Raw genomic sequence first — 24,550 nt, forward strand, 5'->3', positions numbered from 1 at the left:
GGGGTCGTCGCGGCGGGTGTAGACGACCACGCGGTGGCCGCGGCGCGCGAGGGCGTCGGCGAGCGCCGCCACGTGGACGTTCTGGCCGCCGGCGTCGACGCCGCCGAGGGTCGCCAGCGGGCTCGCGTGCTCCGAGACCATGGCGATCGTGAGCGCGGGCGCGGAGGAGAGGTGCTGCTTCATCGGGTGCTCCCTTCCAGAGCGGGCTCCGGCGACCGGCGTCCCGGGAGGTCGGCGAGGACCTCGTCCCAGTCGCGGTGGAACCGGGCGAGGCCGTAGCGCGCGAGCGCGGCCTCGCGGGCGACGGCGCCGGCGCGGGCGGCGCGGTCCGGGTCCTCGACGAGCGCCCGGGCCGAGGCGACGAGGGCGTCGAGGTCGTTCGAGACCGCTCCGGCCTCGGGCGGGACGGCGCGCCCCGCCTCCGTCACGTCGAGCGCGACGACGGGCATCCCGAGATGCATCGCCTCCAGCAGCGCGAGGCCGAGGGAGGTCCAGCGGAACGGGTGCAGGTAGACCCGGCGGCGGGCCAGGGCCGCGTGCATCGCCTGCGTGCGGACGTCGCCGAGGACCGTCACGTCCTCCAGGCCCGGCAGCTCGGCGAGCCGGTCGGTCTTCATCCCGAAGACGTCCAGCGGAGCGACGGCGCCGAAGCGGGGGAGCAGGTCGGTCCCGGCGACCCGGCCCCGGCGGACGGGCTCGTTGACGACCACGCCGAAGTGCGGCAGCTCGCCGGTGTAGAGGGGACCCGGGTCGTGGATCCCGTGCTCGATCACCGTCGTCCGCGTCGATCCGGTGTCCCACATCAGGGCGTTGAAGTGGGTGACGTGGACGATCAGCAGGTCGTCGCGGTCGGCGAGCGGGTGGCGGTTGTCCGGCACGTCCCCGCGGGGTGTGTTGTGCTCCACGTAGACGGCGGGTACGTCGCGGCCGAGGCGTCGCCCGAGCAGGCGCTCGGCCTCGGCGAGCTCCTCGGGCCTCTGGAGGAGGACCGCGTCGACGTCGGCGTCGTGCAGCTCCTCGGGCGCGATCTCGACGGCGCTCGGCCAGTCGCGGCCGCCGGTGCCCAGGCCCCAGCCGTCGCGGGCCGGAGTCGTGGGGAGCAGGTAGGTGTGGGCGCCGCGGACGAAGGCGTCCGCCCAGCCGCCGTGCACGTGCCAGAGCAGGATCCTCATGCGATGGCCTCTCTCGGGGAAGTCGTGGGTCGGAGTCGGAGGGCGGCGGCGACCGCCTCCTCGGCGCTCACCCCCGCGAGGCAGGGATGGCCGGGGACGGGGCACACGCGGGCGCGCGAGCCGGCGCAGGGCGCCTCCTGGTCGCCGAGCAGCGCGACCGGGACGCCGTAGGGCGCCCAGCGCACGGCCGGGACGACCGGCGCGAAGAGGCTGACCACGGGGGTGCCGACCGCGGCGGCGAGGTGCGCGGGGCCGGTGTTGCCGCAGATCACGACCTCGGCGCCGGCCAGCACCTCGGCGGCGCCGGGGAAGTCCGTCGCCCCGCCGAGGTCGATGCCGCGGGTGCCCGCGACCTCGGCCGTGAGGGAGCGCTCGCCCGGGCCGCCGGTGACGACGACAGCGAGGCCCGCGTCCGCCAGCAGCTCGACGGCGCGGGCCGCGTTCGCCGCGGGCCAGGCGCGGGCGGGGACGGCTGCCCCGGGGTGCACGACCGCGTAGGGGCCGATCCCCTCGAGAGCGGCGGGCAGCACGCCCTCGCGGCGCACGCGGAGCCGTCCGTCGTCGCCGGCGGGCAGCGCGAAGCCGGCCGCCGCCGCGATCGCGAGCGCGCGCTCCGGCTCCGGCTGGTCCTCCTCGAGGGTCTCGCCCGGCACGAGGCGCACATCGAGCAGGGCGCCCGCGAAGTCGACTGAGGCGCCCGTGATGCGGGCGACACCGGCGAGGCGGAGCAGCAGGGCCAGCGGAAGCGGCGACTGGTGGAAGGAGGTGAGGATCACGGCCTCGTCCGGCGCGAACTCCTCGACGATCGCGCGCAGCTCGTCGACGAGCTCGGAGTCGACGGGGCGGGAGGCGTCGCCGATCCACGGGCACCACCAGGTGCGGACGGAGGAGGGACCCGGCAGCAGCGCGGCCGCGGGCGCTCCCTGCGGACCGCTCAGCAGCAGCACCTCGGCGTCGGCCGCGATCGCGCGGACGGCGGGTCCGCACAGCAGGACGTCTCCCGCGCTGTCCAGGCGGGCGACGAGCACGCGGCGCTTCACTCGGCGTCCTCGGCGGGCTGCATCGCGAGCAGCAGCTCGACCGCCTCGAGGAGCGTCGCCGCCTGCAGCGGAGCGGCGTCCACCTCCTCGGCGCGGGTGATCGGAGTCGGCACCAGCACTCCACGGGCGCCGGCCGCGGCGGCGGCGCGGACGTCGGCCCCGATGTCGCCGATCACGGCGAGGGACCGTGCCGGCAGTCCCAGCTGCTCGGCGGCGCCGAGCACCATGCCGGGCCGGGGCTTCCGGCAGGAGCAGCCGTCCTCCGGGCCGTGGGGGCAGAGCATCCACACGTCGAAGCCACCGAACAGCTCGTCCACGCGCCGGTTCACCGCGTCGGCCTGGCCGCGGTCGATGATCCCGCGGGCGATCCCGGACTGGTTGGTGACCACGCCCACGGCCAGCCCCGCCTCGCGCGCCCGCTCGACCGCGGCGACGGCGGTGGGCATCGGGGAGACCTGCGCTGGGTCGCCGTTGTAGGGCACGTCGACCACGAGCGTCGCATCGCGGTCGAAGAGGATCCCCCGCAGGCGCGGGGCCCTCGCGCGCTCGTCGGCGCTCCGGGAGGAGGAGTCGTTCACCTTCTCCTCGTACCCCTCGACCGGGGATGTAAACCCCCTTCCGGAGAAGTCGGTCCGTCCGGGCGCGTCGCTCGCATCTGCGGGCGGCGCGTCTGAGGTGCGCGCAGCGGGGTACGGGGACTCCGACAGGAAGGAGGCGCCGTGCGCGCTCTCACCGCCCCGGACGGGACTCCGGAGATCCTCGCGCTGCGCGCCCTCAAGCTCGGCGACCTGCTCGTCGCCGTCCCGGCGCTCAAGGCCCTGCGCCGAGGCTTCCCGGACCACCGGCTGATCATGGCGACCACGCCCTGGCTCGAGCCGATCGTCGACCTGGTCGAGGGCCTGGACGCGCTCGTGCCCACCCTCCACGGACTCGACGACCCGCTGCCGATGGCCGCCGGCCGCGTCGAGCTCGGCGTGAACCTCCACGGCAACGGCCCGGAGTCGCGGCTGCGGCTGCGCGAGATCGCGCCCGAGCGCACGCTCGAGTTCCGCGTCCCGGCGCTGGACCCGGGCGCGGGCCCGGAGGACCCGCGGCCGCTCTGGATCGACGGCGAGCTCGAGCGCGCCCGCTGGGCCCGCCTGGTGAACTCGATCGGTCTCGACGCCGACCCCGAGGACGTCGCGATCGCCGTCCCCGAGGAGCCCGCCTCGGCCCCCGGAGCCGCCGTCGTGCACATCGGGGCCTTCTACGGCTCTCGCGAGTGGCCGGAGGAGCGCTTCGCCGCGGTGGCGCGCGCCCTCACCGCCGAGGGGCACCGCGTCGTCTACACCGGAGGCGCGAACGAGGCCGACCGCGCCCGCCGCGTCGCCGAGCTCGCCGGCACGGGCGAGGTGCTGGCGGGGGAGCTCGCGCTCAGCGGGTTCGCCGCGGTCGTCGCGGCCGCCGAGGTCGTAGTGACCGTCGACACCGGAGCCGCGCACCTCGCCTCCGCGTACGGCGTCCCCTCGGTCGTGATCTTCGGTCCGGCACCGCCCGAGGCCTGGGGCCCTCCGGCCTCGGGGCCGCACGTCGTGCTGACCGACGCCTCCCTCCGCCGCGGAGACGTCTTCTCTGCCGAGCCGGACCCGGCGCTGCTCGCGGTCCAGGTCGACGACGTCCTCGCCGCCCTCGCGTCGCTCCCGTCGCGTGCCGAGGCCCACCTCAGGCGGACTTCAGCCGCGTCGCCGGTCGGACCGGAGTGACCGTGGCCACGCGGGCCCGGGGAGCACGCGGCTGATGGCTGCGCGAGGGGGCGCCGAGCCGGTCGGCGAGCTGCGCGAGGATCCGCCGCTGCAGGCGCGAGACCTGCATCTGCGTCGTCCCCAGGGCGTCGGCGATCTGCTGCTGGGTGCGCTCCTCGACGAAGCGCATCCGCAGGAGCTCGCGCTGGCCCTCCTCGAGCTCGGCGAGGGCCTCGGCGAGCCCGTGCCGCCGGTCGATCTCGAGCAGCCGGTCGTCCTCGCCGCCGAGAGTGTCGCCCAGGCCGACGCCGCCCTCGCCCACGGTCTCGTCGAGGGAGAGCGGATGCCCCGCGAGGCGCGCGTCGGCCACCTCCGTCGCGTCCACTCCGAGGCGGCGGGCGATCTCCTGGTCGGTGGGGTGCCGGCCGAGCTCCTGCGCGAGCTCGTCGGCGACGACGGCGGAGCGGCGGTGCAGCTCCTGCACGCCGCGCGGCGGCCGGATCATCCAGCCGAGGTCGCGGAGGTGGCGCTTGAGCTCGCCGGTGATCGTGGGGACGGCGAACGCGGCGAAGCTGTCGCCGCGCTCGGGAGTGAAGCGGCGGGCGGCCTTCACGAGGCCCACGTAGGCGACCTGGCGCAGATCCGCCCAGTCGCCTCCACTCCGGGAGACCCGGCGGGCCATGGCCTCGGCCAGGCCCAGGTGGTCGAGCACGATGCGCTCGCGGATGCGCGCGCCCTCGGCGGCCTCCGCGCTCACAGCCGCCTGGAAGAGCGAGAGCGTGCGGGCGTCCTTCTCCTCCCGCGCCGCCTCGGTGAGGGCGCTCGGGCGGTCGGTGCGGGGGTCGAGATCGATCGTGCTCATCAGTGCTCCTTCCGGGCACGCTCGCGCGGAGGCCCGGCGCGGCCTGCGGTGCGGCGCTCGGGCCCTCTCGACGAGAGGCCCGGGGTCAGCGCACCACTGCTCCTGCTCGCTCGGGGAGTCCGTTGACTCGGAGCAGTGCTGTCCGGTAGAAGCAGTCGCCGCGAGGCGCGCACCGTGCCCGGGGCGGAGGCGCCACGGCCCCCGCGATCCCGGGCGCCGCACCGGCTCCCGCCGGTAGGATCGGCCTCGTATGTCTGAGCTCACCCCGCCCCTGGAAAGCGCGCCGGACGCGCACCCGTTCACGACCGCGACCGGGAGCGACGTCCGCGTCCGCTTCTGCCCCTCGCCGACCGGGACCCCGCACGTCGGCCTCATCCGCACCGCCCTGTTCAACTGGGCGTACGCGCGCCACACCGGCGGCACGTTCGTCTTCCGCATCGAGGACACGGACGCCGCCCGCGACAGCGAGGAGAGCGTGGAGCAGATCCTCGACGCGCTGCGCTGGCTGAAGCTCGACTGGGACGAGGGCGTCGGAGTCGGCGGCCCGCACGGCCCGTACCGGCAGTCCGAGCGCACCGATGTCTACCTCGACGTGATCGCGCGCCTGACGGCCTCGGGGCACCTCTACGAGAGCTACTCCACGGCCGAGGAGATCGACGCGCGCAACGAGGCGGCCGGCCGCGCGAAGCAGCACGGGTACGACAACCACGACCGCGATCTCACCGAGGAGGAGCGCGCCGCCTTCCGCGCCGAGGGCCGCGCCCCGGCGCTGCGCCTGCGCGTGCCGGACGCCGACCTGTCCTTCGACGACCTGGTCCGCGGCCCGATCACGTTCCCCGCCGGCTCCTTCAGCGACTTCGTCGTGGTGCGCCCCAACGGCCAGCCGCTCTACACGCTGGTGAACCCGGTCGACGACGCGATCATGCAGATCACCCACGTGCTGCGCGGCGAGGACATCCTCCCCTCGACCGCCCGGCAGATCGCGCTGTACCACGCGCTGATCGACATCGGAGTGACGACCTTCGTCCCGCGCTTCGGGCACCTCCCCTACGTGATGGGCGACGGCAGCAAGAAGCTCTCCAAGCGCGATCCGTCCTCGAACCTCTTCCACCACCGCGACCGCGGCTTCATCCCGGAGGGCCTGGTCAACTACCTCGCCCTGCTCGGCTGGTCGCTCACGCACGACCGCGACGTCTTCTCGATCGACGAGATGGTCGCCGCCTTCGACGTCGCCGACGTGAACCCCAATCCGGCCCGCTTCGACCTCAAGAAGGCCGAGTCGATCAACGGCGATCACATCCGCCTCCTGGCCGTCGACGACTTCACCGAGCGGACGATCCCGTACCTCGTGGCGGCCGGAGTGCTCGCGGGCGAGCCGACCGCCGAGCAGCGCGCCGTGCTCGACGCCGCCGCACCCCTCGTGCAGGAGCGGATCGGCCTGCTCGGGGAGGCCCCCGGCATGCTCGGGTTCCTCTTCACCGCGTCCGACGCGCTCGAGTACGACGAGGACGCGCTGAAGGGCCTGCCCGCGAACGCCGGCGAGGTGCTCGCCGCCTCGATCGGCGCCCTCGAGCTCGTCCCCGCGTCCGAGTGGCTGACGGCCTCGATCCAGGAGGCGCTCGCCTCCGCGCTGATCGAGGGCCTCGGCCTCAAGCCCCGCATCGCCTACGGGCCGCTGCGCACGGCGGTCTCCGGACGCCGCGTCTCGCCGCCGCTGTTCGAGTCGATAAAGATCCTCGGCAAGCAGGAGTCGATCGCCCGCCTCGACCGCCTGGGCGCTCACCTCGGCACCTCCCGGCAGGCCTGACCGTGGCGGAGACGGTCGGCGGACGCTACGACGTCGTCGTGATCGGCGGGGGCCCCGCCGGGCTCTCGACCGCGCTCAACCTCGTCCGGGCGCGCCGCAGCGTGCTGCTGCTCGACAGCAACCGCCCGCGGAACGCTGCGACCCTGCACTCGCACGGGTTCCTCACCCGCGACGGCATCTCGCCGCTCGAGCTGCGCCGCCTCGGCCGCGAGGAGTTCGAGCGCTACGAGGCCGCCGAGGTGCACAACGCCCTCGTCACGTCGGTCGAGCGCTCCGGCGGCGAATTCGTGGTCGGCGCGCGCGGCGTGCGCGGCAGCGCGGACCGCTCGGTCGTCGCCACCGCCGTCGTGGTCGCCGCGGGGCTCCTCGAGACGCCGCCCGCGCTCCCGAGCCTGCGCGCCTACTACGGCACCGCCGTGCACAGCTGCATGGAGTGCGACGGCTACGAGAAGGCGGGGGAGGCGCTCGCCCTGATCGGCGAGACCGACGACCTCGCGGAGCGGGCCATGCTCCTCTCGCAGTGGTCGACCGACCTGATCGTCTTCACCAACGGCGTCGGGACGGTGAGCGACGCCGACGAGTCGCTGCTCGCCTCCATCGGCATCCGGGTCGACCGGCGCCCGGTCGCCGACCTCGCCGGGGAGCGCGCCGAGATGACCGGCGTCCGCCTCGTCGACGGTGACGTCGTGCCGCGCACCGGCGCGTTCGTCCGCCCCGTCTGGACGCCCGCGCTGGACTACCTGGACGCGGCCGGCCCCGACCGCGACGCCGACGGCTTCCTCCGCGTCGACGCCGGTGGCCGCACGTCCGTCCCCGGCCTCTACGCCGCCGGCGAGGTCACCCCTCCCGGCCCGCAGCAGCTGATCGTCGCCGCCGGATCGGGCGCCCAGGTCGCCTCCGCGATCAACCGCGACCTCGTCCGCGCCCGCCTCGGCGAGGCCGCCCCGGAGTCCGAGGGCAGCGTCGTCCGCGGCTCGATTTGAGCGGGATGCCCGCGTAGGGTACTGTCGTCTCTCGGCGCTCGGGTCTCGATCCGGTCGCCGCCTGGTCCCGGGATCACCTCCGGATGACCATTGGGGTATGGTGTAATTGGCAACACGGCTGATTCTGGTTCAGTTGTTCTTGGTTCGAGTCCAGGTACCCCAGCACTGCTCTCCTCCGCGGCACTCCGCGCGACGCCCTCGTTCGTGGCGTCCTCCTCCGGGCCCGCCCCCTCGTGATCCGCTCTCGGCGGCGTCCGCAGTATCCCCCCTCCGGCCGACGCGGCCGTCCGAGGCGCTGTGACACGATGGAACCTGTACGTCTCTCAGGTACCCGCGTCGCGCGGGTCGGACGAAAGGTCGCCCGCCCATGGAACCGGATCTCCTCTGGATCGTCCTCGCCGGAGTCGCCGTCGGCGCACTCCTGCTGATCGCCCTCATCGGCTTCTTCCTCTTCCGCGCCTGGTACCAGGTGCCGCAGGCCGACGAGGCGATCGTGATCGTCGGGAAGAAGCAGAAGGGCGAGGACGGCCTCACCTCGAACATGACCGTCATCACCGGCGGCGGCGCGTTCGTGAACAAGCTGACCCAGCGGTCCGACCGCATCTCGCTGCGCTCCCGCCAGATCAAGATGGAGCCGGTCGCGCAGACCAAGAACGGCGTGACCATCCACCTCGCGGGCGTCGCCCTGGTCAAGATCGGGTCCACGGCCGACCAGGTCCGCGCCGCCGCCGAGCGCTTCGCGTCGCAAGACCAGTCCATCGACGTCTTCACGACCGAGCAGCTCGAGGGCGCCCTCCGCGGCGTCGTCGCGAAGCTCAGCGTCGAGGAGGTCATGCAGGACCGGCAGAAGCTGGGAGACGAGATCGCCGAGGGCATCAAGGGCGACCTGCTCGCCCAGGGCCTCGTCCTCGACTCCTTCGCCATCCAGGGCGTCACCGACCGCAACGGCTACATCGAGGCGCTCGGAGCGCAGGAGATCGAGCGCGTCCGCCGCGAGGCCGACGTCGCGCGGATCAACGCGGCCCGCGAGGTCAAGGCTCGCCAGCTGGCCACGGACGAGGCGAACCTGATCGAGCAGACCGCCTACGACAAGAACACCGCCGCCGCGAAGTCCGAGGTCGGCCGCGCCAACGCCGAGGCCGAGCAGGCCGAGAACCTGGCCCGCGCCGAGCGCGAGCAGGCCGTCCTCGTGCAGCGCGCCGAGAACCGGCAGGCCGAGCTCGACGCCGACGTCAAGCGCGTCGCGGACGCCGAGAAGTACCGCCGTCAGACCGAGGCCGACGCCGACGCCTACGGACGCGAGAAGAAGGCCGAGACGGACCGCCAGGTCGCGCAGCAGGTCTCGGACGCCGAGGCCTACGCCGTCCAGCGCCAGGCGGAGGCGCGCCAGGCGTCCGCCGCCGCCGAGGCCGCCGCCGTGAGCGCCCGCGCCGAGGCCGAGGCCCACGCACTGCGGGCCAAGGCGGGCGCCGAGGCCGAGGCGCTGCGCGCGAACGCGACCGCCGAGGCGGAGGCCATCCGCGCGAAGGGCGAGGCGAGCGCGGCGGCCATCGCGGCCGAGGCGGAGGCGCTCCGAGAGAACCAGGAGGCGATCCTGGGTCGCGAGCTCATCGGGCAGCTGCCCTCGCTCATGGCCGAGTTCGCGAAGGGCTACCAGAACGTCGGCTCGGTGACGCTGATCGGCGGCGACACCGCCGGCACCCACATCGCGCGCGAGCAGGCGGCGGGTCTCGCCGCGACGTTCGACAGCGTCAGGTCGGCGACCGGCGTCGACCTCGGCGCGATCCTCCAGGGCCAGGCCTTCGGCCGGGGGATGGCGACCGGCGGCACCGTCGTTCCGACCGGCGCGTCGGTGGCGACGGGATCGGGTGACGCCCCGCGTCCGTCCGGCACCGGCGACCCGACCGCCGTGGCCTCCACGAGCTGACCGCAGGGTCCCGCCGATCCCCGGCGGTTCCACCACCGCCGCCGTGCTCGTCGGTGGGCGCCCGTCGGCGTCCGCCCTCGAGCACGGCGTGCGGCGTTCTGCGCGACCGGGTCGTGCCCCTGCCCGGCGTCGAGCGGCCCCGCTCAGACCAGCGGCTTGCGCATCTGCAGGGACGTCGTCTCGTAGCCGAGCGACTCGTACAGAGCCCGCGCGGCGGTGTTGAAGCCGAACACGTTCAGCGCGAGGGCGGAGCCGCCCTGGGAGCGGACGTGCGACTCCGCGAGCAGCATCGCCGCCCGGCCGAGGCCGCGGCCGCGCTCGGCGGCGTCGATCTGCACGTCCCAGACGTACCCGACGCCCTCGAGTCCGCTCGGGTGCGGGCCGAGCCAGAGCGACCCGACCGCGCGGCCGTCCTCGGAGACGAGGAGCACGTCGTGCCCGGCGGCGGGGGAGCCGCCCGGGAAGTACTTCTCGTACGAGGCGTCGGCGTTGCGGGTCGCGGCCGCCTCGTCGTCGCCCGCCCGCATCCGGTCCTCGATGTACGCCGAGCGCTCTACCCGCATCCAGGCGGCGAGAGCGGCGGCGGGCATCGGCTCGAGCGTGACGGTCATAGCCTCACGATCCCACTCCTCACCGCCCCCCGCGATCGATCCGCCGCGGACGGCCCGCAGGGGATCTGCGGACGGGCCGCTCGCGACGGATCGCCGCCGGCCCGGATCAGTCCGGGGTCCGCTCCGCGTGCTTCCGCTTCCCCAGGCGGGTGGCGAGGAACAGCAGCGTCCCCACGACCACGTAGCCCGCTGTCGCCAGCCAGACCACGCCCGTCTGCTGCGTCAGCAGCACCACGCTCGCGATGGTCGCGAGCACCGGCACCACGCGCGGCACGGAGTAGTGGGCGTGGTCGACGCGGTCCTTCTTCAGCACCAGCACCGAGACGTTCGCCGCGATGAACACCAGCAACAGGAGCAGCACCGTCGTCTCGGCGAGGGTGCCGACGTCTCCGATGAGGCTGAGCAGCATCGTCACTCCGCCGACGACCACGATCGACACCCACGGCGTGCGGCGGCCCGGGAGCACCTTGCCGAAGGCGCTCGGAAGCAGCCCGGAGGTGGCGAGCCCGAACCCGACCCGCGACGCCATGACCATGAACAGCAGAGCGCCGTTCGCGATGGCGACCAGCGCGATCAGGCCGAACAGCCACGGCGGCACCGCCACTCCGCTCGCCGCGACCACGTCCAGCAGGGGGCCGCTGGAGGCCGCGAGCTCGTCGTTCGGCAGCACGATCACGGCGCCGAGCGCGATCAGGAGATAGACCACGGCGGCGGTGATCAGCGCACCGAAGAGGGCCCGCGGGTAGACCTTCGAAGGGTTCCGCACCTCCTCGGCCATGTTCGCCGCGGCCTCGAAGCCGAGGAATGAGAAGAAGGCGACGATCGAGGCGGCGAACGCCCCCTGCAGCGGAGCGACGTCGGGGTTGAACTCGAGCACGCGGGAGGCGTCGCCGTCGCCGGAGCCGAAGAAGACCGCGGCGCAGACGATGACGATGACCAGTCCGCTCACCTCGATCACCGAGGCGACCAGGTTCGCGGTCAGCGACTCCTTCACCCCGCGCAGGTTCACCAGGGTGAGGATCGCGATGAAGACGATCGCGGTCGGGATCGGCGGCACGTCCAGCAGGGCCCCGAGGTAGTCGCCCGCGAACGCGTTCGCCAGGGAGGCCGCCGTCGTGATGCCGGAGGCCATCATCAGGAAGCCGATCAGGAACGAGAGGTACGGCTTCCCGAACGCGCGGTCCACGTAGCGCGCCGCCCCTCCGGCGTGCGGGTACTTGGTGATCAGCTCGGCGTACGTGCCCGCGGTGAGCAGGGCGACGACCAGCGCGATCAGCAGCGGCAGCCAGATCACGCCGCCCACGTCCTCCGCCATCGTGCCGACCAGGGTGTAGATGCCGGCGCCGAGCGTGTCGCCCACGATGAAGGCGAACAGCAGCGGTCCGGTGATCACCCGCTTGAGCGACGCCTTCCCGGGAGCGGTCTCGGCGGTGTCCGTCGTGTCGGTCATCCGGACACTCCACCCAAGCGGAGGGTCCGAGCGCAAGCCTCGCCATCCGATCGCTGCGAGATTTCTCATGATCGCGACCCGTGTGGCAGGGGCCCGGGCGGCGAGGACTCCCACAGCGCGCTGATCCCGAGACTCGGGCGATCGGCCGCATCAGAGGGAGCGGACCCCCGGTGCGCACAGGGTGAACAGGGGGCGACCGCGCGTGCCGCCGCGCGCCCGCACTGGGTAGGCTGGAGCGCTTCGTCGTGAGTGGAGCGGTCGCGGAGGAATCATGGGCAAGAAGCGCAACCAGGGACGATCCGGAGGCGGTCAGGGCGGGTCCGGCGGTCAGGGCGGCGGCCGCACGGCCGAGACCGCGCTGATGGTGCGGTTCCGCAGCTGGTACCGCTCGCACCTCGCCGAGGTGGGCATGCAGCACGAGCACCTCGAGGCCGACGAGGCCGTCGAGGTGCTGACCGACCTCTTCGCGATGACCCGCGACCTGCGCCCGCGCGGCTCCTTCGCCCAGCCCGACGCCGAGCTGCTCGAGGCCGTCTTCGACCAGATCGAGGCAGACCTGTCGGGGGAGGAGAGCGAGGCCGACCTCGACGACACCCTCTTCACCGTCGCCGAGGTCGTCGAGCACTTCCTCGACTTCCTCACCGACGAGGACCTCTGGACCGGCACCGACGAGGAGCTGGACGAGTGCCAGGCCGTCCTCGACGAGGTTCTCGACCTCGCCGGCTCCTTCGTGGAGGCCGTGCTCGACGACCTCGCCGAGCTCGACGAGGTCCCGGCCGAGGAGCAGCTCTCCGCCGTGCGCGCCACCGCTCTCGTGCACGCCGCCGACGTCGTGGTCGAGCACCTCGCCGCTGACGACGGCGCGACCCTCACCGAGCGCGCCGCCCGCGAGATCGCGGTCGAGGCGGGCATCTCCTCCGCGGGATCCACCCCGAGCGACGACTCCGTCCGCATCCCGGTCTCGGCCTGGTGGGACGCGCTGGTCGGCTCGGCCGTGCTCGAGCAGGAGGGATCCGCCGCAGGTCTCGGCGAGGCCGCCGTGCTCTGGCGCAGCTCCGATGCGCACGAGGCCGCCGCCGAGCGCGTCGCCTATGTCGCCCGCTTCCTCGAGCAGTGGATCCTCAGCGCCCAGACCGCGCTGGCGGCCGCCGACACCGAGGACGGCGCCTTCTCCCCGGAGGAGCGCGCGGTCACCACCACCGACGCCGTGCTGGTCCGCATCGCGGTCGCCTGCCAGGCCGAGATCCACCCGGGCCTGGTCGTCGGCGAGCTGGTCGACGAGCTGGCAGCCGACTCCGGAGTCTCGCTCGACGAGGCCCTCGACGAGCGCGAGCGCATGGTCGGCACGGCCGAGCGGATGCTCGACGACACCGCCGAGCTCGGGCTGCTGCTGCACTCGCCGGAATTCGGCTACGCGGTGCCGGAGGGCCTGGCGCCCGTCCTCGCCTCCGTCGTCCGCGCGACGGTCGTCCTCCTCGGCGAGCGCGAGGCCACCCGCCTCGAGATCCTCGACGAGGCGACCCAGGACACGGCGACGGCCTACGCGCTCCACGTCGCCCTGCTCGGGACCAAGCCCGTCGTCTGGAGGCGCCTCGAGCTCTCCTCCGAGTCGTCGCTGCGCGATCTGCACCTCGCGCTCCAGCTCTCGCTGGGCTGGACCGACGCACAGCCGCACTACTTCAGCGTGGGCGTGTCCGATGAGGAGCAGGCTCCGATCGGCTCGCCGTCCGACGCGGAGGAGTTCGGCGCCGACCTCGTGGACGAGGCGGGCGTCGCGCTCGCCGAGGTGCTCGAGCAGGAGCAGGACGAGCTCTTCTACGTCTACGACCTCGAGGACGAGTGGCGCCACGTCATCCGTCTGGAGTCGATCGCGCCGCTGTCGTCGGCTCTGCCGCGCTGCACGGGCGCGCGCGGCGCGGCTCCGCTCGACGTGCCGGGAGGCCCCGCGGCCTGGGCCGACACGGTGCGGGCGGCGACGGACCCGTCCTCGGCCGACCACGCGGAGGCGCTCGAGGCTCTCGGCCTCGCCGCCGGAGCCTCGTTCGATCCGGCCGCGGTCGACGTCGACGGCATCAACCGCTCGCTCGGACTCCTGCGCTCCGCGGTCTGACGCCCCGCCGGAGGGCATCACCGGAGGAGGCCCCGCTCCCGCTCACCGCGGGCGGCGGGGGCCTCCTCCGGTGCGGGGCGTCACAGGGTGAGCAGCAGCTTGCCGATGTGGCCGGAGGAGCGCATCACGTCGTGCGCCCGCTCGGCCTCGGCGAGCGGGACCACCTCGTCCACCACCGGTCGCACCGTCCCGGCGGCGACCAGCGGCCAGACCTCCGCGCGCACCTGCGCGACGATCGCGCGCCGCTCCTCCAGGGGCCGGGCGCGGAGGGTCGTGGCGTGCACCGCCCCGCGCTTGCGCATCAGCACCCCGAGATCGAGCGAGCCCAGCGCACCGGACTGGTTGCCGATGAACACCACGCGCCCGCCCACGGCCAGCGCCTCCAGGTCACGGGCCAGGTAGTCGCCGCCGACGGGGTCGAGGATCACGTCGACGCCGCGCCCGCCGGTCGCCTCGCGGATCCGCTCGACGAAATCCTCCTCGCGGTAGTCGATCAGGACGTCGGCCCCGAGCGCGCGGCACGCCTCGAGCTTGCGGGGGCTGCCGGCCGTGACGGCGACGCGGGCGCCGAGGGCGGCGGCGACCTGGATGCCCGTGGTCCCGATCCCGCTCCCGCCTCCGTGGAGGAGGACGGTGTCGCCGGATCCGAGCCCGGCCACCATCACGAGGTTCGACCAGACGGTGGACGTCGTCTCCGGGAGGGCGGCGGCCGAGACGAGGCCGACGCCGTCCGGCACCGGCAGCACCAGGCCCGCGTCGACCGCGACGTACTCCGCGTAGCCGCCGCCGGAGAGCAGCGCGCAGACCTCGTCGCCCTCCGAGAACCCGGTCGCGTCCTCGCCGAGCGCGACGACCGTGCCGGACACCTCCATCCCGAGGATCTCGGAGGCGCCGGGCGGCGGCGGGTAGACCCCGCCGCGCTGGCCGAGGTCGGCGCGGTTGACGCCGGCGGCCGCCACGCGGACGAGGACCTCGCCGGGTCCGGGGGAGGGCGTCGGCACCTCCTCCAGCACGAGTCGGGAGTCGGGGCCGGGGTTCTCGATGCGGATCGCCTGCATGAGGGGGATGCTACGCCGCGGGCCTCGGCGCTCGCGGTGCTCCCGTCCGGCGAGGGGCCGGCTCATCGCTGCTCCGCCAGGAACGCCAGCACCGCGTCCTTGAAGCCCCGCGCGGGCACGGTGCTGGTGTGGTCGCGGCCGGGGACGCTCACGAACCGCGCCCCCGTCTCCGCCGCCAGCAGCTCTCCGCCGGGAGCGATCGGATCCGCGCCGCCGGTCACGAGCAGCGTCGGCAGGCCGGGGTGCCGCCCGTGCTCCGGGTGCGCCCCGCCGCGGACGCCGTCGGCCACCGCCACCAGTGCCGCGAGGTCGTTGCCCTGCACGCCCTCCGCCATGCCGATGAAGGCGCGGGTGAAGCCGTCGTCGATCTCGCCGCCGGAGGCGACGCGGGCCCGGGCCGCCTCCGCGTCGAAGGAGCGGAGGGGCTCGCCCACCGTCAGCCCGCCGAGGCTCAGCGATGCGAGCCGCTCCGGGTGCTCGAGCCCCAGCACCCAGCTCATCCGGGCGCCGAGGGAGTAGCCGAGGACGTGGGGCGCGTCGAGGTCGTAGGAGTCGAGCACCCGCACCAGGTCGGCCACCATGGCGTCCACGCTGTAGGAGTCGGAGTGGTGCGGCTTCTCGCTCGCGCCGTGCCCGCGCTGGTCGAGCGCCACGACGCGGTACCCGGCCCGGTGCAGCGTCCGCAGCCAGCCCGACGTCTCCCAGTTGAGAACGGCGTGGGAGGCGAAGCCGTGCACGGCGAGGACGGTCGGGGCGCTCTCCTCGCCGACGGAGTAGGTGGCCAGCCGCACTCCGTCGTCGGCCACGACGTACACGGGCGGAGGGAAGGCGATCACTCCACCACCCTGCCCGCCGCCGCGGGGTCGAGGGGGCACCGCGCCGCGGACACGCCGGGCGGAGTCCCGGGAGCGGGGAGCCGTGCGGACCGGGGTGCCCCGACGGTCAGCGCGGCGGACGGGTGGAGCGGGCGAAGGGCACGGCGATCCAGAGGCGCACGGTGCGTCCCCGGCCGGACCGGATCCCGAGGACGACGCACAGCACGAGGTTGAGCACGGCCAGCGCGAGGATCGCCGAGATCGTCGCGAGCGGCCAGTCGGCGCCGAGCGAGTCGCGCACCGACACCAGCGCGAGGTGCAGCGGGACCAGCATCAGCTGTAGTGCGAGGTAGGTGAGCTGCCAGTTGACGGCGACCAGGCCGTTCCGGTCGCTGAGGGTGCCGATCCGCCGCCGCGACCCCCACACCATCACGGTCGCCGTGAGGGAGATCACAGGGGAGATCACCACGAAGCCGGCGAGCGCCGAGAGCCCGGCGAACCAGACGGCACGGGCGCCCTTGCGGTCCCGGGTGCGGTGCCGCAGCTCGTCGTCGTCCATCGCCGCCTCCTCGCGCCGGGACCAGTCTCGCACCCGCCCCCGCGTCGAGGCGGGGGATCGCCCCCGAGCTCCGGGGGTTCCCCGGATGGGGCGGGTCCGGGCGCGTCCGTAGCGTGGAGGCATCGCCGGAGCACACCGGCAGCACCGTCGGCCCGCCCGGCGGCACCGCATCCCGCCGGGCGACCGGCACCCGAGAAGGAGCACACCGTGACCACCGACGACCGCACCGCCCGCCTCTCCACCCCCGCCGACGAGCAGCCGACCGTGGACCTGGGCGCGACCGCCGTCCTCACCGAGGAGCGGCCGTCCGCCGGGGAGCGCCCCGCCGCCGAGGAGCCCGCCTCCTCGCAGCAGGCCCGCGCCCCCTACGGCACCCCCGCCGTCCCGCCCGCGGCGCTCGCCCCGGCGCCCTCGACCCCGTTCTCGCTCACCAGCCTGATCCTCGGCGTCACCTCCGTCTTCTTCGGACTGACCGTGATCGCTCCGGCCGCGGGCCTCGTCTTCGGCATCCTGGGCCTGCGGAGGGAGCCGACCGGCCGCACGCTCTCGATCTGGGGCATCGTGCTCAACTCCGTCATGCTCGGCCTCGTCCTGCTCTTCGCGATCGCCGTGCTCGTCGTGGTCGTGCTCGTGCCGCTCGCGGCCCTCGCGTCGGGCAGCGACTACCGCTGATCCGCCGCTTCCCGCGTCCCGCGCCTCCTGTCCGCTCCGGCGGCGGGAGGCGCGGTCGTTCCGCGCCCGCCGACCGGACGCTCCGCGCCCGCGTCCGCCGCCGCCCCGTGCCCCGGGGATAGGCTGGCCGCGCAGTTCGCGAGCCCCCTGCACCCTCCGGGGCCGCACGACGACAGCAACGGAGCTGGACGTGACCCTCGCACCGAGCACCCTCCCCGACCGCGACCCGGAAGGCAGAGCCCTGGACGACACCGAGACCCCCGCCACGCGCACCGAGAGCGACTCCCTCGGCTCGATGGAGATCCCCGCCGAGGCCTACTGGGGCATCCACACGGCGCGGGCCCTCGACAACTTCCCGATCTCGAAGCGCCCCATCTCGATCTACCCCGATCTCGTCCGGTCCCTCGCCACGGTCAAGCTCGCGGCCGCCCGGGCCAACACCGAGCTCGGCACCCTCGCCCCCGCCAAGGCCGAGCTGATCGAGGCCGCGTGCCGCCGCATCATCGACGGCGAGTTCCACGACCAGTTCGTGGTCGGGGTGATCCAGGGCGGCGCCGGCACCTCGACGAACATGAACGCGAACGAGGTCGTCGCCAACGTCGCACTCGAGATCGGCGGCTTCGAGCGGGGCGACTACGCGCACCTGCACCCCCTCGACGACGTCAACCGCAGCCAGTCCACCAACGACGTCTACCCGACCGCGATCAAGATCGCGATGACCTGGTCGCTGCGCCGCCTGCTCGACGAGCTGGCGCTGCTGCGCGAGTCGTTCTCCCGCAAGGCGGTCGAGTTCGGCAGCGTCCTGAAGGTCGGCCGCACGCAGCTGCAGGACGCGGTGCCGATGACGCTCGGCCAGGAGTTCCACGGCTTCGCGACGACCCTCGGCGAGGACCACGCCCGTCTCTCCGAGACCATCTGGCTGCTCGCCGAGGTCAACATCGGAGCCACCGCGATCGGCACCGGCATCACCGCCGATCCGCGCTACGGCGCGGCCGCGGTCCGCCACCTCAACGAGATCACCGACCTCGACCTCGAGATGGCGCAGGACCTCGTCGAGGCGACGAGCGACACCGGCGTCTTCATGTCGTTCTCGAGCGCGCTCAAGCGCTCCGCGATCAAGCTGTCCAAGATCTGCAACGACCTGAGGCTCCTCTCCTCGGGCCCTCAGGCCGGCTTCGGCGAGATCAACCTGCCTCCGCGCCAGGCGGGATCGAGCATCATGCCCGGCAAGGTGAACCCGGTCATCCCCGAGGTGGTCAACCAGGTCGCCTACTCGGTGGCCGGGGCCGACGTCACGGTCACGATGGCGGCCGAGGCGGGTCAGCTCCAGCTCAACGCCTTCGAGCCGGTGATCGCGCACTCGCTGCTGCAGAGCATCACCTGGATGACGCAGGCCTGCAGGACGCTCCGCGAGAACTGCATCGACGGCATCACCGCGAACGTCGACCGGCTCGAGGCCATGGTCGCCTCCTCGGTCGGCGTCGTGACGGCGCTCACCCCGAGCATCGGCTACACCGCGTCCGCCGCCCTCGCGAAGGCCGCCCTCGCGACCGGCCGCAACATCGCCGACCTCGTGGTCGAGGCGGGGCTGATGTCCCGCGAGGAGGTCATGCGGCTGATCTCGCCGGCGCGGCTCTCGGGCATCGAGGCGATGACCGCGGCGCTCCCGATCATCGACCCCGCGCCGGAGGCGTGACCGCGGCCGCGAGGCGCGCCCCGGCGTAGCTGCGCCAGGGCGCCCAGCGGCGCCCGGCCTCGGCCGGCGCGCGCTCGCCCGTGGACAGGCCGAGCGCCGCCGCGCCCCGCCGGAGCGCGGGATCCCCGGTGAGCAGGACGTCGGGATCTCCGGTCGCCCGCTGCGCCACCTCGGCCGCCGTGGCCGCGTCGATCCCGGGGACCGCCAGCAGCTGCTCGGCGAGCTCCTCCCGGTCGGCGTCGAGCCGCAGGGCTCCCTCGGCGAGCAGCGTGCAGGTCCGCACCAGCACGTCGGCGGATCCGCAGAGCACGTCGGCTGCGTGCTCGGCGATCACCGCGGGGGAGGGGAAGGCGCGTGCGATCGATCCGCTCACCACGGACTCCGGGAGCGTCGCGCCGAGCGCCGCGACCAGCCGTGCGGCCTCCCGCCGGCCGAGCAGCGCGCGCACCAGCATCTCGGCCGGGTCGACGGAGCCGGGCACGCGGACACCGGGGCGGGCGGCGACGCTCGGAGCGAGTGCGGGATCGGCCGCGAGGGCCTCGTCCACGGCGCGGGCGTCCGCGTCCAGGTCGAGCAGCCGCCTCACCCGGGCGACCAGCGGCCCGACGTCGGCGACGGAGACGAGCGTCGCGCTGCAGCGGACGCTCTCCCCGTCCGCCGCCAGCCGGATCAGCGCCGCGCCCCCGGGCAGGACGAGCGAGCGCGCGTAGCCGCCGGGGGACGCCTCCTCGATGCCCGGGAGCGCGGTGCCGCCGAGCACGTCGAGCACCCCGGGATCGAACGGAGCCCGCACTGCCAGCCGGAGCTCCAGCGTGGTCGCGCCGTCGTGGACGCTCGCCTCGGAGCGCGTGCCGCGGGCCGAGGCGCGCAGGGCCGTCGGGGTCCGCTCGTACACCTCCGCCAGGGTCGCGTTGAACTGCCGGATGCTCGTGAAGCCGGCGGCGAAGGCGACGTCGGACACGGGCAGGTCGGTGCTCGTGAGCAGGAGCCGGGCGGTCTGGGCGCGCTGGGCGCGAGCGAGGGCCAGCGGAGGCGCGCCCAGCTCCTCGCGCAGGATGCGGCCGAGGTGGCGCGCGCCGTAGCCGAGCCGGGCGGCCAGCCCCTCGACCCCCTCGCGGTCGACCACTCCGTCGGCGATCAAACGCATGGCGCGCGCCGCCGTGTCGTCGCGCAGGTTCCACTCGGGGGAGCCGGGGACGGCGTCCGGCAGGCAGCGCTTGCAGGCGCGGAGCCCCGCCTCGTGCGCGGCGGCGGCCGTCGGGTAGAAGCGCACGTTCGCGCGCCGCGGCGTGATGGCGGGGCAGCTCGGACGGCAGTAGATGCCGGTGGAGTGCACGCCGGTCAGGAACCGCCCGTCGAACCGGGAGTCGCGGGAGGCGACGGCGCGGTAGCGCTCCTCGAAGAGCGGATCGGAGTCGGGCACGCCTCGAGCCTCGCACGCGGCGACGTCGAGCAGGAGCGGGAATCGGACACGGGCGTCCGCACCCCGGCCCTCCTCCACGCGCCCGGCGCGTGTCAACCGCCGACAGCGCACCCCGCCCGTGCCCTACTGTCGGCCCCATGAGCGCCTATCCGCCGCCCGCACCGCCCGCCACCGCCCGCCCCTCCGTCGTGCCGACCGTGCTCGGCTCGATCGGCGTGGCGCTCCTCGGGATCCTGCTGCTGCTCGTGCTCGCCTACGTGGTTCTCGGACTCGGCGTCAGCGCCGCGGGGATCTGCGCGGTCATCGCCCTCGTCCCGCTGACCGTGGTTCTGCTGGGCGTCCGCTGGGTCGACCGGTGGGAGCCGGAGCCAGCGCTGGGCCTGTGGTTCGCGTTCCTCTGGGGCGCGGCCGGGTCCGTCGCGATCGCGCTCCTGGTCGACCTCGGCGTGCAGATCGCCGTCTACGCGTCCGGGCAGCAGCCGAGCGGATCCGACTTCGTCGGCGCCGTGATCCAGGCGCCGCTGGTCGAGGAGACGGCCAAGGGGATCGGCGTCCTCCTCGTCCTGCTGATCTGGCGCCGGACCTTCGACGGACCCGTCGACGGCATCGTCTACGCGGCCGTCGTCGCCTCCGGGTTCGCCTTCGTCGAGAACATCCTCTACTTCGGCAGCGCGCTCGTGGAGGGCGGTCTCGGCTCGCTCGCCGTGACCTTCTTCCTCCGCGGGGTGCTCTCGCCCTTCGCGCACGTGCTCTTCACCGCCTGCACGGGCGCGGCCCTCGGCTTCGCCTCGAACCGGCCCGCCGTCGCGCGGCTGCCCATCGCCCTGCTCGGGCTGGCGCTCGCCGCGTTCCTGCACGCGCTCTGGAACGGCTCGTCGTTCCTGGTGTCCGACTGGTTCGGCTTCTACGGCGTGGTCCAGGTGCCGCTGTTCGCGGTCGCCGTGGTCGTGGTGGTGCTGCTGCGCCGGCAGGAGCGGCGCGTGACGCTCCAGCGGCTCGACGACTACGCCGTCGCCGGCTGGCTCTCGCCGGCCGAGGTGCGGATGATCGGCACCGCGGAGGGGCGCCGCACCGCCGCTCGCTGGGCCCGGAGCGCGGGAGGGGACCGGCCGCGGGCGATGCGGGACTTCCTCCGCTCGGCGACGCGGCTCGCGCACCACCGGCAGCACCTCCTGCTCGGCCGCGGCGGACGCACCGGAGCGGTCGACGAGCAGGTCCTACTCGACGAGCTCGTCGCCCGCCGGGCGGTGCTCACCCGCTGAGCCGGGGCCGCCCCCGCTCAGCCCCGGCGCGCTAGGCGGAGGCGCTGCGCACGCGGCGCTCGCCGGCCGTCACGGGCACGCCGAGCCGGTTCTGCGCGGGCGGCAGCGGGCAGTTGTAGTGGGGCGAGAAGCCGCACGGCGGGATGTACGCCCGGTTGAAGTCCAGGAGCACCGGACCGGGGGTGCCCGCGTCGGCCGCGCCGCCGATCCGCTGCACGACGAGGAAGCGGCCGACGGGGTAGCTCGCGAGCTCCGGGTCGTCGCTGCGGTTGGTCGGATCGCCGAACGGGACGAGGAGCGTGCCGCCGTCGTCGAACGCCGCGACCGTGTACTCGCGGGCGCGCCCGTCGTCCACGAGCGAGAAGGTGATGTCGCCGGGCACGACGAGCTCGCGGGTGGCGCCGTTGTCGCGCAGGTGCTCGAACGGGACGGTGCGGTCCTCGGCGACCGGCTCGAACCACGCCTCGAGCACCCAGGCGGCGTCGAACGGGAAGGTCTCGATGGCGTCGAAGGAGCGGATGCCGTCGGAGGCCGCGTCCCAGACGCGGTAGCCGTACTCCGGCTCGCCGGTGTCGAGGTTCTCGCGGCGCATCCGCGTCAGGGTCGCCGAGGGGCCGTAGCCGGCCAGCGCCTGCTCGTCGTCGACGCTCTCGCCGGGCTCGAGCCAGCGCGTCTCGACGAGGGCGAGATCGCCCCGGGGTCCGGTGACGCGCTCGACGCGTCGGGCGAGCCACGACTCCCAGCCGGCGCGTGCCGACTCCGTGAGGTCGATCGAGGCGCGGGAGGGGGCGGTGACGCTGCTGCTCGGAGTGGCCATGGGGCGTGCAACGCGGGGCCGTCCGGTTCTCTTCCCGGTCGATGACCGGACGGAGGACGGACACCCGCGAGAAAGAGCTCGACGCCCTGCGGCAGCGGCAGGGCCGGCTGCTCGGACGGGGCGTCGAGCTCTTCGTGAGAGAGAGGATGCTCCTCCCCGGCGCCGAGCGCAAGAGGCATCCGGATCCCGCTGTCGGCACGGCCCGCTTCGGATCGCTCGGTAGACTGGACCGCCTGTTTTCCCGCGGCCCCCGGAGCGCATCCCGCGCCTCCCGGCCCGCGGCGGCGGACCCTCGGAAGGCGGACGATGACGGACGGCAGCACTGTGCAGGCCACCGAGCTCTCTCGGGAGCGCGACTACGTGGCGGCGCTCTACGCCCGCCTCGACGAGCTGATCGCCCAGGCCCGCGAGGCTCTGGACACGGTCCGCATCGAGAGCGTCGGCGGCAACCACCAGAGCCGCTCCGAGCGCGACGCCTATGCGCGGCTCTACGAGGACCGCATCCGCTCGCTCACCGGCGCCGACGACCGGCTCGCCTTCGGCCGGCTGACGCTCGCGGACGCCGACGCCGAGCACCGCTACATCGGCCGGATCGGCCTGCGCGACGAGGAGCAGGACACGCTGCTGCTCGACTGGCGCGCCCCGCAGTCGGCCGCGTTCTACCAGGCCACCGCCGCCCGGCCGATGGGGACGCGCGCCCGGCGCCACCTCACCACTCGGGGCCGCGAGGTCCTCCGCTTCGAGGACGAGGTCTTCGACGAGGAGCTGCTGCGCGAGGGCACCGTGCTGCAGGGCGAGGGCGCGCTCATGGCGGCCCTCGGTGCGCAGCGCACCGGCCGGATGCACGACATCGTCGCGACCATCCAGAGCGAGCAGGACCGCATCATCCGGTCCGAGCTGCGCGGCGTGCTCGTCGTGCAGGGCGGGCCGGGCACCGGCAAGACCGCGGTCGCCCTGCACCGGGCCGCCTACCTCCTCTACTCCTACCGAGACCGCATCGCCTCCTCCGGCGTGCTCGTCGTCGGCCCCTCGCGGTCCTTCCTCCGCTACATCGAGGCGGTGCTGCCCTCGCTCGGCGAGACGGGCGTCGTCCTCTCGACGCTCGGCCAGCTCTACCCGGGCCTCGACCTCGTCGAGGAGGACGTGCCCGCGGTCGCCCGCGTGAAGGGCTCGGCGCGGATGGCGGAGCTGCTCAAGCGCGCGGTCCGCTCCCGCCAGACCGTCCCGGCCGAGACCCAGGTGCTCGACGTCAACGGCGAGAAGCTCCGTCTGGAGCCGCAGGACGTGGAGCGCGCGATCACCCGGGCGCGCGACACCCGCAAGCCGCACAACGAGGCGCGCGTCTCCTTCGTCAAGACGCTGCTCTCGCAGCTCACCCGCCAGCTCGCCGATCAGCTGCGGAGCCACGGCAGCACGGTCGACGAGGCCGACGAGGCGGTGCTGCGCGAGGACGTGCGGACCGCCCACGACGTCCGCGTCGCTCTCAACACCGCGTGGATCCCGCTGACCCCCGAGAAGCTGCTGCAGGACCTCTACGCCCGTCCGAACTGGTTCGCGACGCTCACGCCGCGCTGGACCGCTGCGCAGCGCTCCCTCCTCCGCCGCGACCGCGACGCTCCGTTCACGGTCTCCGACGTGCCGCTGCTCGACGAGGCCGCGGAGCTGCTCGGCGCCTACGACGACCTCGCCGACGCCTCGAAGAAGGCCGAGAAGGAGCAGCGCAAGCGCGACGTCGAGAACGCGGAGGCCGCCATCCGCAACATGGGCGTCGACGGCCTCGTCAACGCCAAGGACCTCGCGGCCGGCTTCGCCGAGCGCTCGGTGCTCGGCACCACCGCCGAGCGGGCCGTGGCCGACCGCACCTGGACCTACGGGCACGTCGTGGTCGACGAGGCGCAGGAGCTCTCGCCGATGCAGTGGCGGGTGCTGCTGCGCCGCTGCCCGATGCGCTCGTTCACGATCGTGGGCGACGTCGCGCAGGCGTCCGGCGCCTCCGCCGCCTCGAGCTGGGACGCCGCGCTCCGCGACACCTTCGGCCGCCAGGGCCGGGGAGTGGAGGCGGCGCCGTGGCGTCTGGAGGAGCTGACGGTCAACTACCGCACGCCCGCGCAGATCGTCGCCTTCGCCGAGCGGACGGCGCGCGAGAACGGGCTGGAGATCACGCCGGGGGAGGCCGTGCGCTCCACCGAGTGGCCGGTGCGGACGATCCGCGACCGCGGCGACGCGAGCCTCGCCGAGCGGGTGCTGGGGGCCGTCGTCGAGGACCGGGCGATCGAGGCGGAGGGGACGCTCGCGGTCATCGCGCCCGACGACGACCTCGCCGCGATCGCCGAGCGCCTCGAGGAGCGGTTCGGCCGGGAGGTGGGCCGCGGAGCGACCGGGCTCGACCGCGCGATCGCCGTGCTGTCGACGAACGACGCCAAGGGGCTCGAGTTCGACTCCGTGATCATCGCCCGGCCTCGCCTCATCGCGCAGACCGGCGAGCGCGGCGCCGCATCGCTCTACGTCGCGATGACCCGGCCGACGCAGCGCCTCACGCTCGTGGAGTGAGTGCTCGCAGCCCGC

21 protein-coding genes and 1 tRNA gene are annotated in these 24,550 nt (G+C 74.3%); 10 read left to right on the plus strand and 12 right to left on the minus strand.

All coding sequences use genetic code 11. The features are described 5' to 3' along the window. From C5C82_RS02785 to C5C82_RS02800, 4 genes are all read right to left on the minus strand, one after another. Positions 1 to 183, minus strand: a 183-nt coding sequence (locus C5C82_RS02785) for a glycosyltransferase (RefSeq protein ID WP_146085949.1), incomplete at its 3' end; no start/stop codon positions are given. Continuing rightward, positions 180 to 1,172 (minus strand): glycosyltransferase, encoded by a 993-nt coding sequence (locus C5C82_RS02790; protein WP_104233231.1) that lies wholly within the window; start codon positions 1,170 to 1,172, stop codon positions 180 to 182. The genes C5C82_RS02790 and C5C82_RS02785, both read right to left, overlap by 4 nt. After that, positions 1,169 to 2,212 carry a glycosyltransferase family 9 protein gene (locus tag C5C82_RS02795; protein ID WP_104233232.1) on the minus strand — a complete coding sequence of 348 codons (1,044 nt, stop codon included), beginning with the start codon at positions 2,210 to 2,212 and terminating at the stop codon, positions 1,169 to 1,171. Before C5C82_RS02795 ends, C5C82_RS02790 begins: the two co-directional genes overlap by 4 nt. Further along, a complete protein-coding gene (locus C5C82_RS02800; RefSeq protein WP_104233233.1) occupies positions 2,209 to 2,790 on the minus strand; it encodes an HAD-IIIA family hydrolase in 582 nt (193 codons plus the stop codon). The genes C5C82_RS02795 and C5C82_RS02800 overlap by 4 nt, the downstream gene beginning before the upstream one ends. A 141-nt stretch (positions 2,791 to 2,931) precedes the next feature. On the opposite strand from C5C82_RS02800, the gene C5C82_RS02805 reads away from it, so the two are divergent. Beyond that, entirely contained in the window at positions 2,932 to 3,954 is a 1,023-nt protein-coding gene (locus C5C82_RS02805) for a glycosyltransferase family 9 protein (protein WP_104233234.1), read from the plus strand. Here the strand turns inward: C5C82_RS02805 and C5C82_RS02810 are convergent. Continuing rightward, the gene (locus tag C5C82_RS02810; RefSeq protein ID WP_104223520.1) at positions 3,914 to 4,795 is read right to left on the minus strand and encodes a sigma-70 family RNA polymerase sigma factor; all 882 of its coding nucleotides are present in this window, start codon (positions 4,793 to 4,795) and stop codon (positions 3,914 to 3,916) included. The genes C5C82_RS02805 and C5C82_RS02810 overlap by 41 nt on opposite strands. Before the next feature lie 250 nt (positions 4,796 to 5,045). On the opposite strand from C5C82_RS02810, the gene gltX reads away from it, so the two are divergent. The 4 genes from gltX to C5C82_RS02830 all read left to right on the plus strand — a co-directional run bounded on the left by gltX (position 5,046) and on the right by C5C82_RS02830 (position 9,512). Beyond that, positions 5,046 to 6,602, plus strand: coding sequence for a glutamate--tRNA ligase (gltX, locus tag C5C82_RS02815; protein WP_104354575.1), 1,557 nt, complete (start codon positions 5,046 to 5,048; stop codon positions 6,600 to 6,602). Positions 6,603 to 6,604: 2 nt separating this feature from the next. Next, on the plus strand, positions 6,605 to 7,585 hold the full coding sequence (locus tag C5C82_RS02820) for an NAD(P)/FAD-dependent oxidoreductase (RefSeq protein ID WP_104276156.1): 981 nt from the start codon (positions 6,605 to 6,607) through the stop codon (positions 7,583 to 7,585). Between the two features lie 91 nt (positions 7,586 to 7,676). Then, positions 7,677 to 7,748 (plus strand) — tRNA-Gln (locus C5C82_RS02825). A 204-nt stretch (positions 7,749 to 7,952) separates the two neighbouring features. Beyond that, complete coding sequence (locus tag C5C82_RS02830) at positions 7,953 to 9,512, plus strand: SPFH domain-containing protein (RefSeq protein ID WP_104226268.1); 1,560 nt, start codon at positions 7,953 to 7,955, stop codon at positions 9,510 to 9,512. Positions 9,513 to 9,655: 143 nt separating this feature from the next. Here C5C82_RS02830 and C5C82_RS02835 read toward each other — a convergent pair whose 3' ends face one another. Together C5C82_RS02835 and C5C82_RS02840 are read right to left on the minus strand one after the other, a co-directional pair. Continuing rightward, positions 9,656 to 10,123, minus strand: coding sequence for an N-acetyltransferase (locus C5C82_RS02835; RefSeq protein ID WP_104354576.1), 468 nt, complete (start codon positions 10,121 to 10,123; stop codon positions 9,656 to 9,658). Positions 10,124 to 10,229: 106 nt separating this feature from the next. Beyond that, the gene (locus tag C5C82_RS02840) at positions 10,230 to 11,573 is read right to left on the minus strand and encodes an APC family permease (protein ID WP_104226270.1); all 1,344 of its coding nucleotides are present in this window, start codon (positions 11,571 to 11,573) and stop codon (positions 10,230 to 10,232) included. A 271-nt stretch (positions 11,574 to 11,844) separates the two neighbouring features. On the opposite strand from C5C82_RS02840, the gene C5C82_RS02845 reads away from it, so the two are divergent. Continuing rightward, on the plus strand, positions 11,845 to 13,683 hold the full coding sequence (locus C5C82_RS02845) for a plasmid pRiA4b ORF-3 family protein (protein ID WP_104354577.1): 1,839 nt from the start codon (positions 11,845 to 11,847) through the stop codon (positions 13,681 to 13,683). An 80-nt stretch (positions 13,684 to 13,763) separates the two neighbouring features. Here the strand turns inward: C5C82_RS02845 and C5C82_RS02850 are convergent, their stop codons facing one another. The 3 genes from C5C82_RS02850 to C5C82_RS02860 form a co-directional block, all read right to left on the minus strand. Then, the gene (locus C5C82_RS02850) at positions 13,764 to 14,741 is read right to left on the minus strand and encodes an NAD(P)H-quinone oxidoreductase (protein ID WP_104354578.1); all 978 of its coding nucleotides are present in this window, start codon (positions 14,739 to 14,741) and stop codon (positions 13,764 to 13,766) included. A gap of 62 nt (positions 14,742 to 14,803) precedes the next feature. Further along, a complete protein-coding gene (locus C5C82_RS02855; protein ID WP_181028772.1) occupies positions 14,804 to 15,577 on the minus strand; it encodes an alpha/beta fold hydrolase in 774 nt (257 codons plus the stop codon). A gap of 106 nt (positions 15,578 to 15,683) precedes the next feature. Continuing rightward, positions 15,684 to 16,115 (minus strand): DUF4870 domain-containing protein, encoded by a 432-nt coding sequence (locus C5C82_RS02860; RefSeq protein WP_181065463.1) that lies wholly within the window; start codon positions 16,113 to 16,115, stop codon positions 15,684 to 15,686. A 207-nt stretch (positions 16,116 to 16,322) separates the two neighbouring features. Between C5C82_RS02860 and C5C82_RS02865 the strand changes: the two genes are divergently transcribed. Together C5C82_RS02865 and C5C82_RS02870 are read left to right on the plus strand one after the other, a co-directional pair. Then, a complete protein-coding gene (locus C5C82_RS02865) occupies positions 16,323 to 16,787 on the plus strand; it encodes a DUF4190 domain-containing protein (protein WP_104250160.1) in 465 nt (154 codons plus the stop codon). 241 nt (positions 16,788 to 17,028) lie between these two features. Next, entirely contained in the window at positions 17,029 to 18,483 is a 1,455-nt protein-coding gene (locus C5C82_RS02870; protein WP_258064082.1) for an aspartate ammonia-lyase, read from the plus strand. On the opposite strand, the gene C5C82_RS02875 is transcribed toward C5C82_RS02870, so the two are convergent. Beyond that, positions 18,458 to 19,906, minus strand: coding sequence for a DNA-3-methyladenine glycosylase 2 family protein (locus C5C82_RS02875; protein WP_181134396.1), 1,449 nt, complete (start codon positions 19,904 to 19,906; stop codon positions 18,458 to 18,460). The two genes, C5C82_RS02870 and C5C82_RS02875, sit on opposite strands and share 26 nt — an antisense overlap. A gap of 137 nt (positions 19,907 to 20,043) precedes the next feature. On the opposite strand from C5C82_RS02875, the gene C5C82_RS02880 reads away from it, so the two are divergent. Then, positions 20,044 to 21,168, plus strand: a complete 1,125-nt coding sequence (locus C5C82_RS02880) for a PrsW family intramembrane metalloprotease (RefSeq protein WP_104233243.1) — start codon at positions 20,044 to 20,046, stop codon at positions 21,166 to 21,168. 31 nt (positions 21,169 to 21,199) lie between these two features. Here the strand turns inward: C5C82_RS02880 and C5C82_RS02885 are convergent, their stop codons facing one another. Continuing rightward, positions 21,200 to 21,985 carry a DUF1684 domain-containing protein gene (locus tag C5C82_RS02885; RefSeq protein WP_104233244.1) on the minus strand — a complete coding sequence of 262 codons (786 nt, stop codon included), beginning with the start codon at positions 21,983 to 21,985 and terminating at the stop codon, positions 21,200 to 21,202. A gap of 306 nt (positions 21,986 to 22,291) precedes the next feature. On the opposite strand from C5C82_RS02885, the gene C5C82_RS02890 reads away from it, so the two are divergent. Further along, on the plus strand, positions 22,292 to 24,535 hold the full coding sequence (locus tag C5C82_RS02890) for a UvrD-helicase domain-containing protein (RefSeq protein WP_104354581.1): 2,244 nt from the start codon (positions 22,292 to 22,294) through the stop codon (positions 24,533 to 24,535). Positions 24,536 to 24,550 lie beyond the last annotated feature (15 nt).

Source organism: Rathayibacter sp. AY1D5 (assembly GCF_002932515.1).
GTDB lineage: Bacteria > Actinomycetota > Actinomycetes > Actinomycetales > Microbacteriaceae > Rathayibacter.

Coding starts and splice junctions, on each gene's coding strand:
- C5C82_RS02860 (WP_181065463.1), bottom strand. CDS start 16,115: ATGGACGACGACGAGCTGCGGCACCGCACCCGGGACCGCAAGGGCGCC.
- C5C82_RS02880 (WP_104233243.1), top strand. CDS start 20,044: ATGAGCGCCTATCCGCCGCCCGCACCGCCCGCCACCGCCCGCCCCTCC.
- C5C82_RS02845 (WP_104354577.1), top strand. CDS start 11,845: ATGGGCAAGAAGCGCAACCAGGGACGATCCGGAGGCGGTCAGGGCGGG.
- C5C82_RS02830 (WP_104226268.1), top strand. CDS start 7,953: ATGGAACCGGATCTCCTCTGGATCGTCCTCGCCGGAGTCGCCGTCGGC.
- C5C82_RS02810 (WP_104223520.1), bottom strand. CDS start 4,795: ATGAGCACGATCGATCTCGACCCCCGCACCGACCGCCCGAGCGCCCTC.
- gltX (WP_104354575.1), top strand. CDS start 5,046: ATGTCTGAGCTCACCCCGCCCCTGGAAAGCGCGCCGGACGCGCACCCG.
- C5C82_RS02850 (WP_104354578.1), bottom strand. CDS start 14,741: ATGCAGGCGATCCGCATCGAGAACCCCGGCCCCGACTCCCGACTCGTG.
- C5C82_RS02790 (WP_104233231.1), bottom strand. CDS start 1,172: ATGAGGATCCTGCTCTGGCACGTGCACGGCGGCTGGGCGGACGCCTTC.
- C5C82_RS02835 (WP_104354576.1), bottom strand. CDS start 10,123: ATGACCGTCACGCTCGAGCCGATGCCCGCCGCCGCTCTCGCCGCCTGG.
- C5C82_RS02885 (WP_104233244.1), bottom strand. CDS start 21,985: ATGGCCACTCCGAGCAGCAGCGTCACCGCCCCCTCCCGCGCCTCGATC.
- C5C82_RS02840 (WP_104226270.1), bottom strand. CDS start 11,573: ATGACCGACACGACGGACACCGCCGAGACCGCTCCCGGGAAGGCGTCG.
- C5C82_RS02890 (WP_104354581.1), top strand. CDS start 22,292: ATGACGGACGGCAGCACTGTGCAGGCCACCGAGCTCTCTCGGGAGCGC.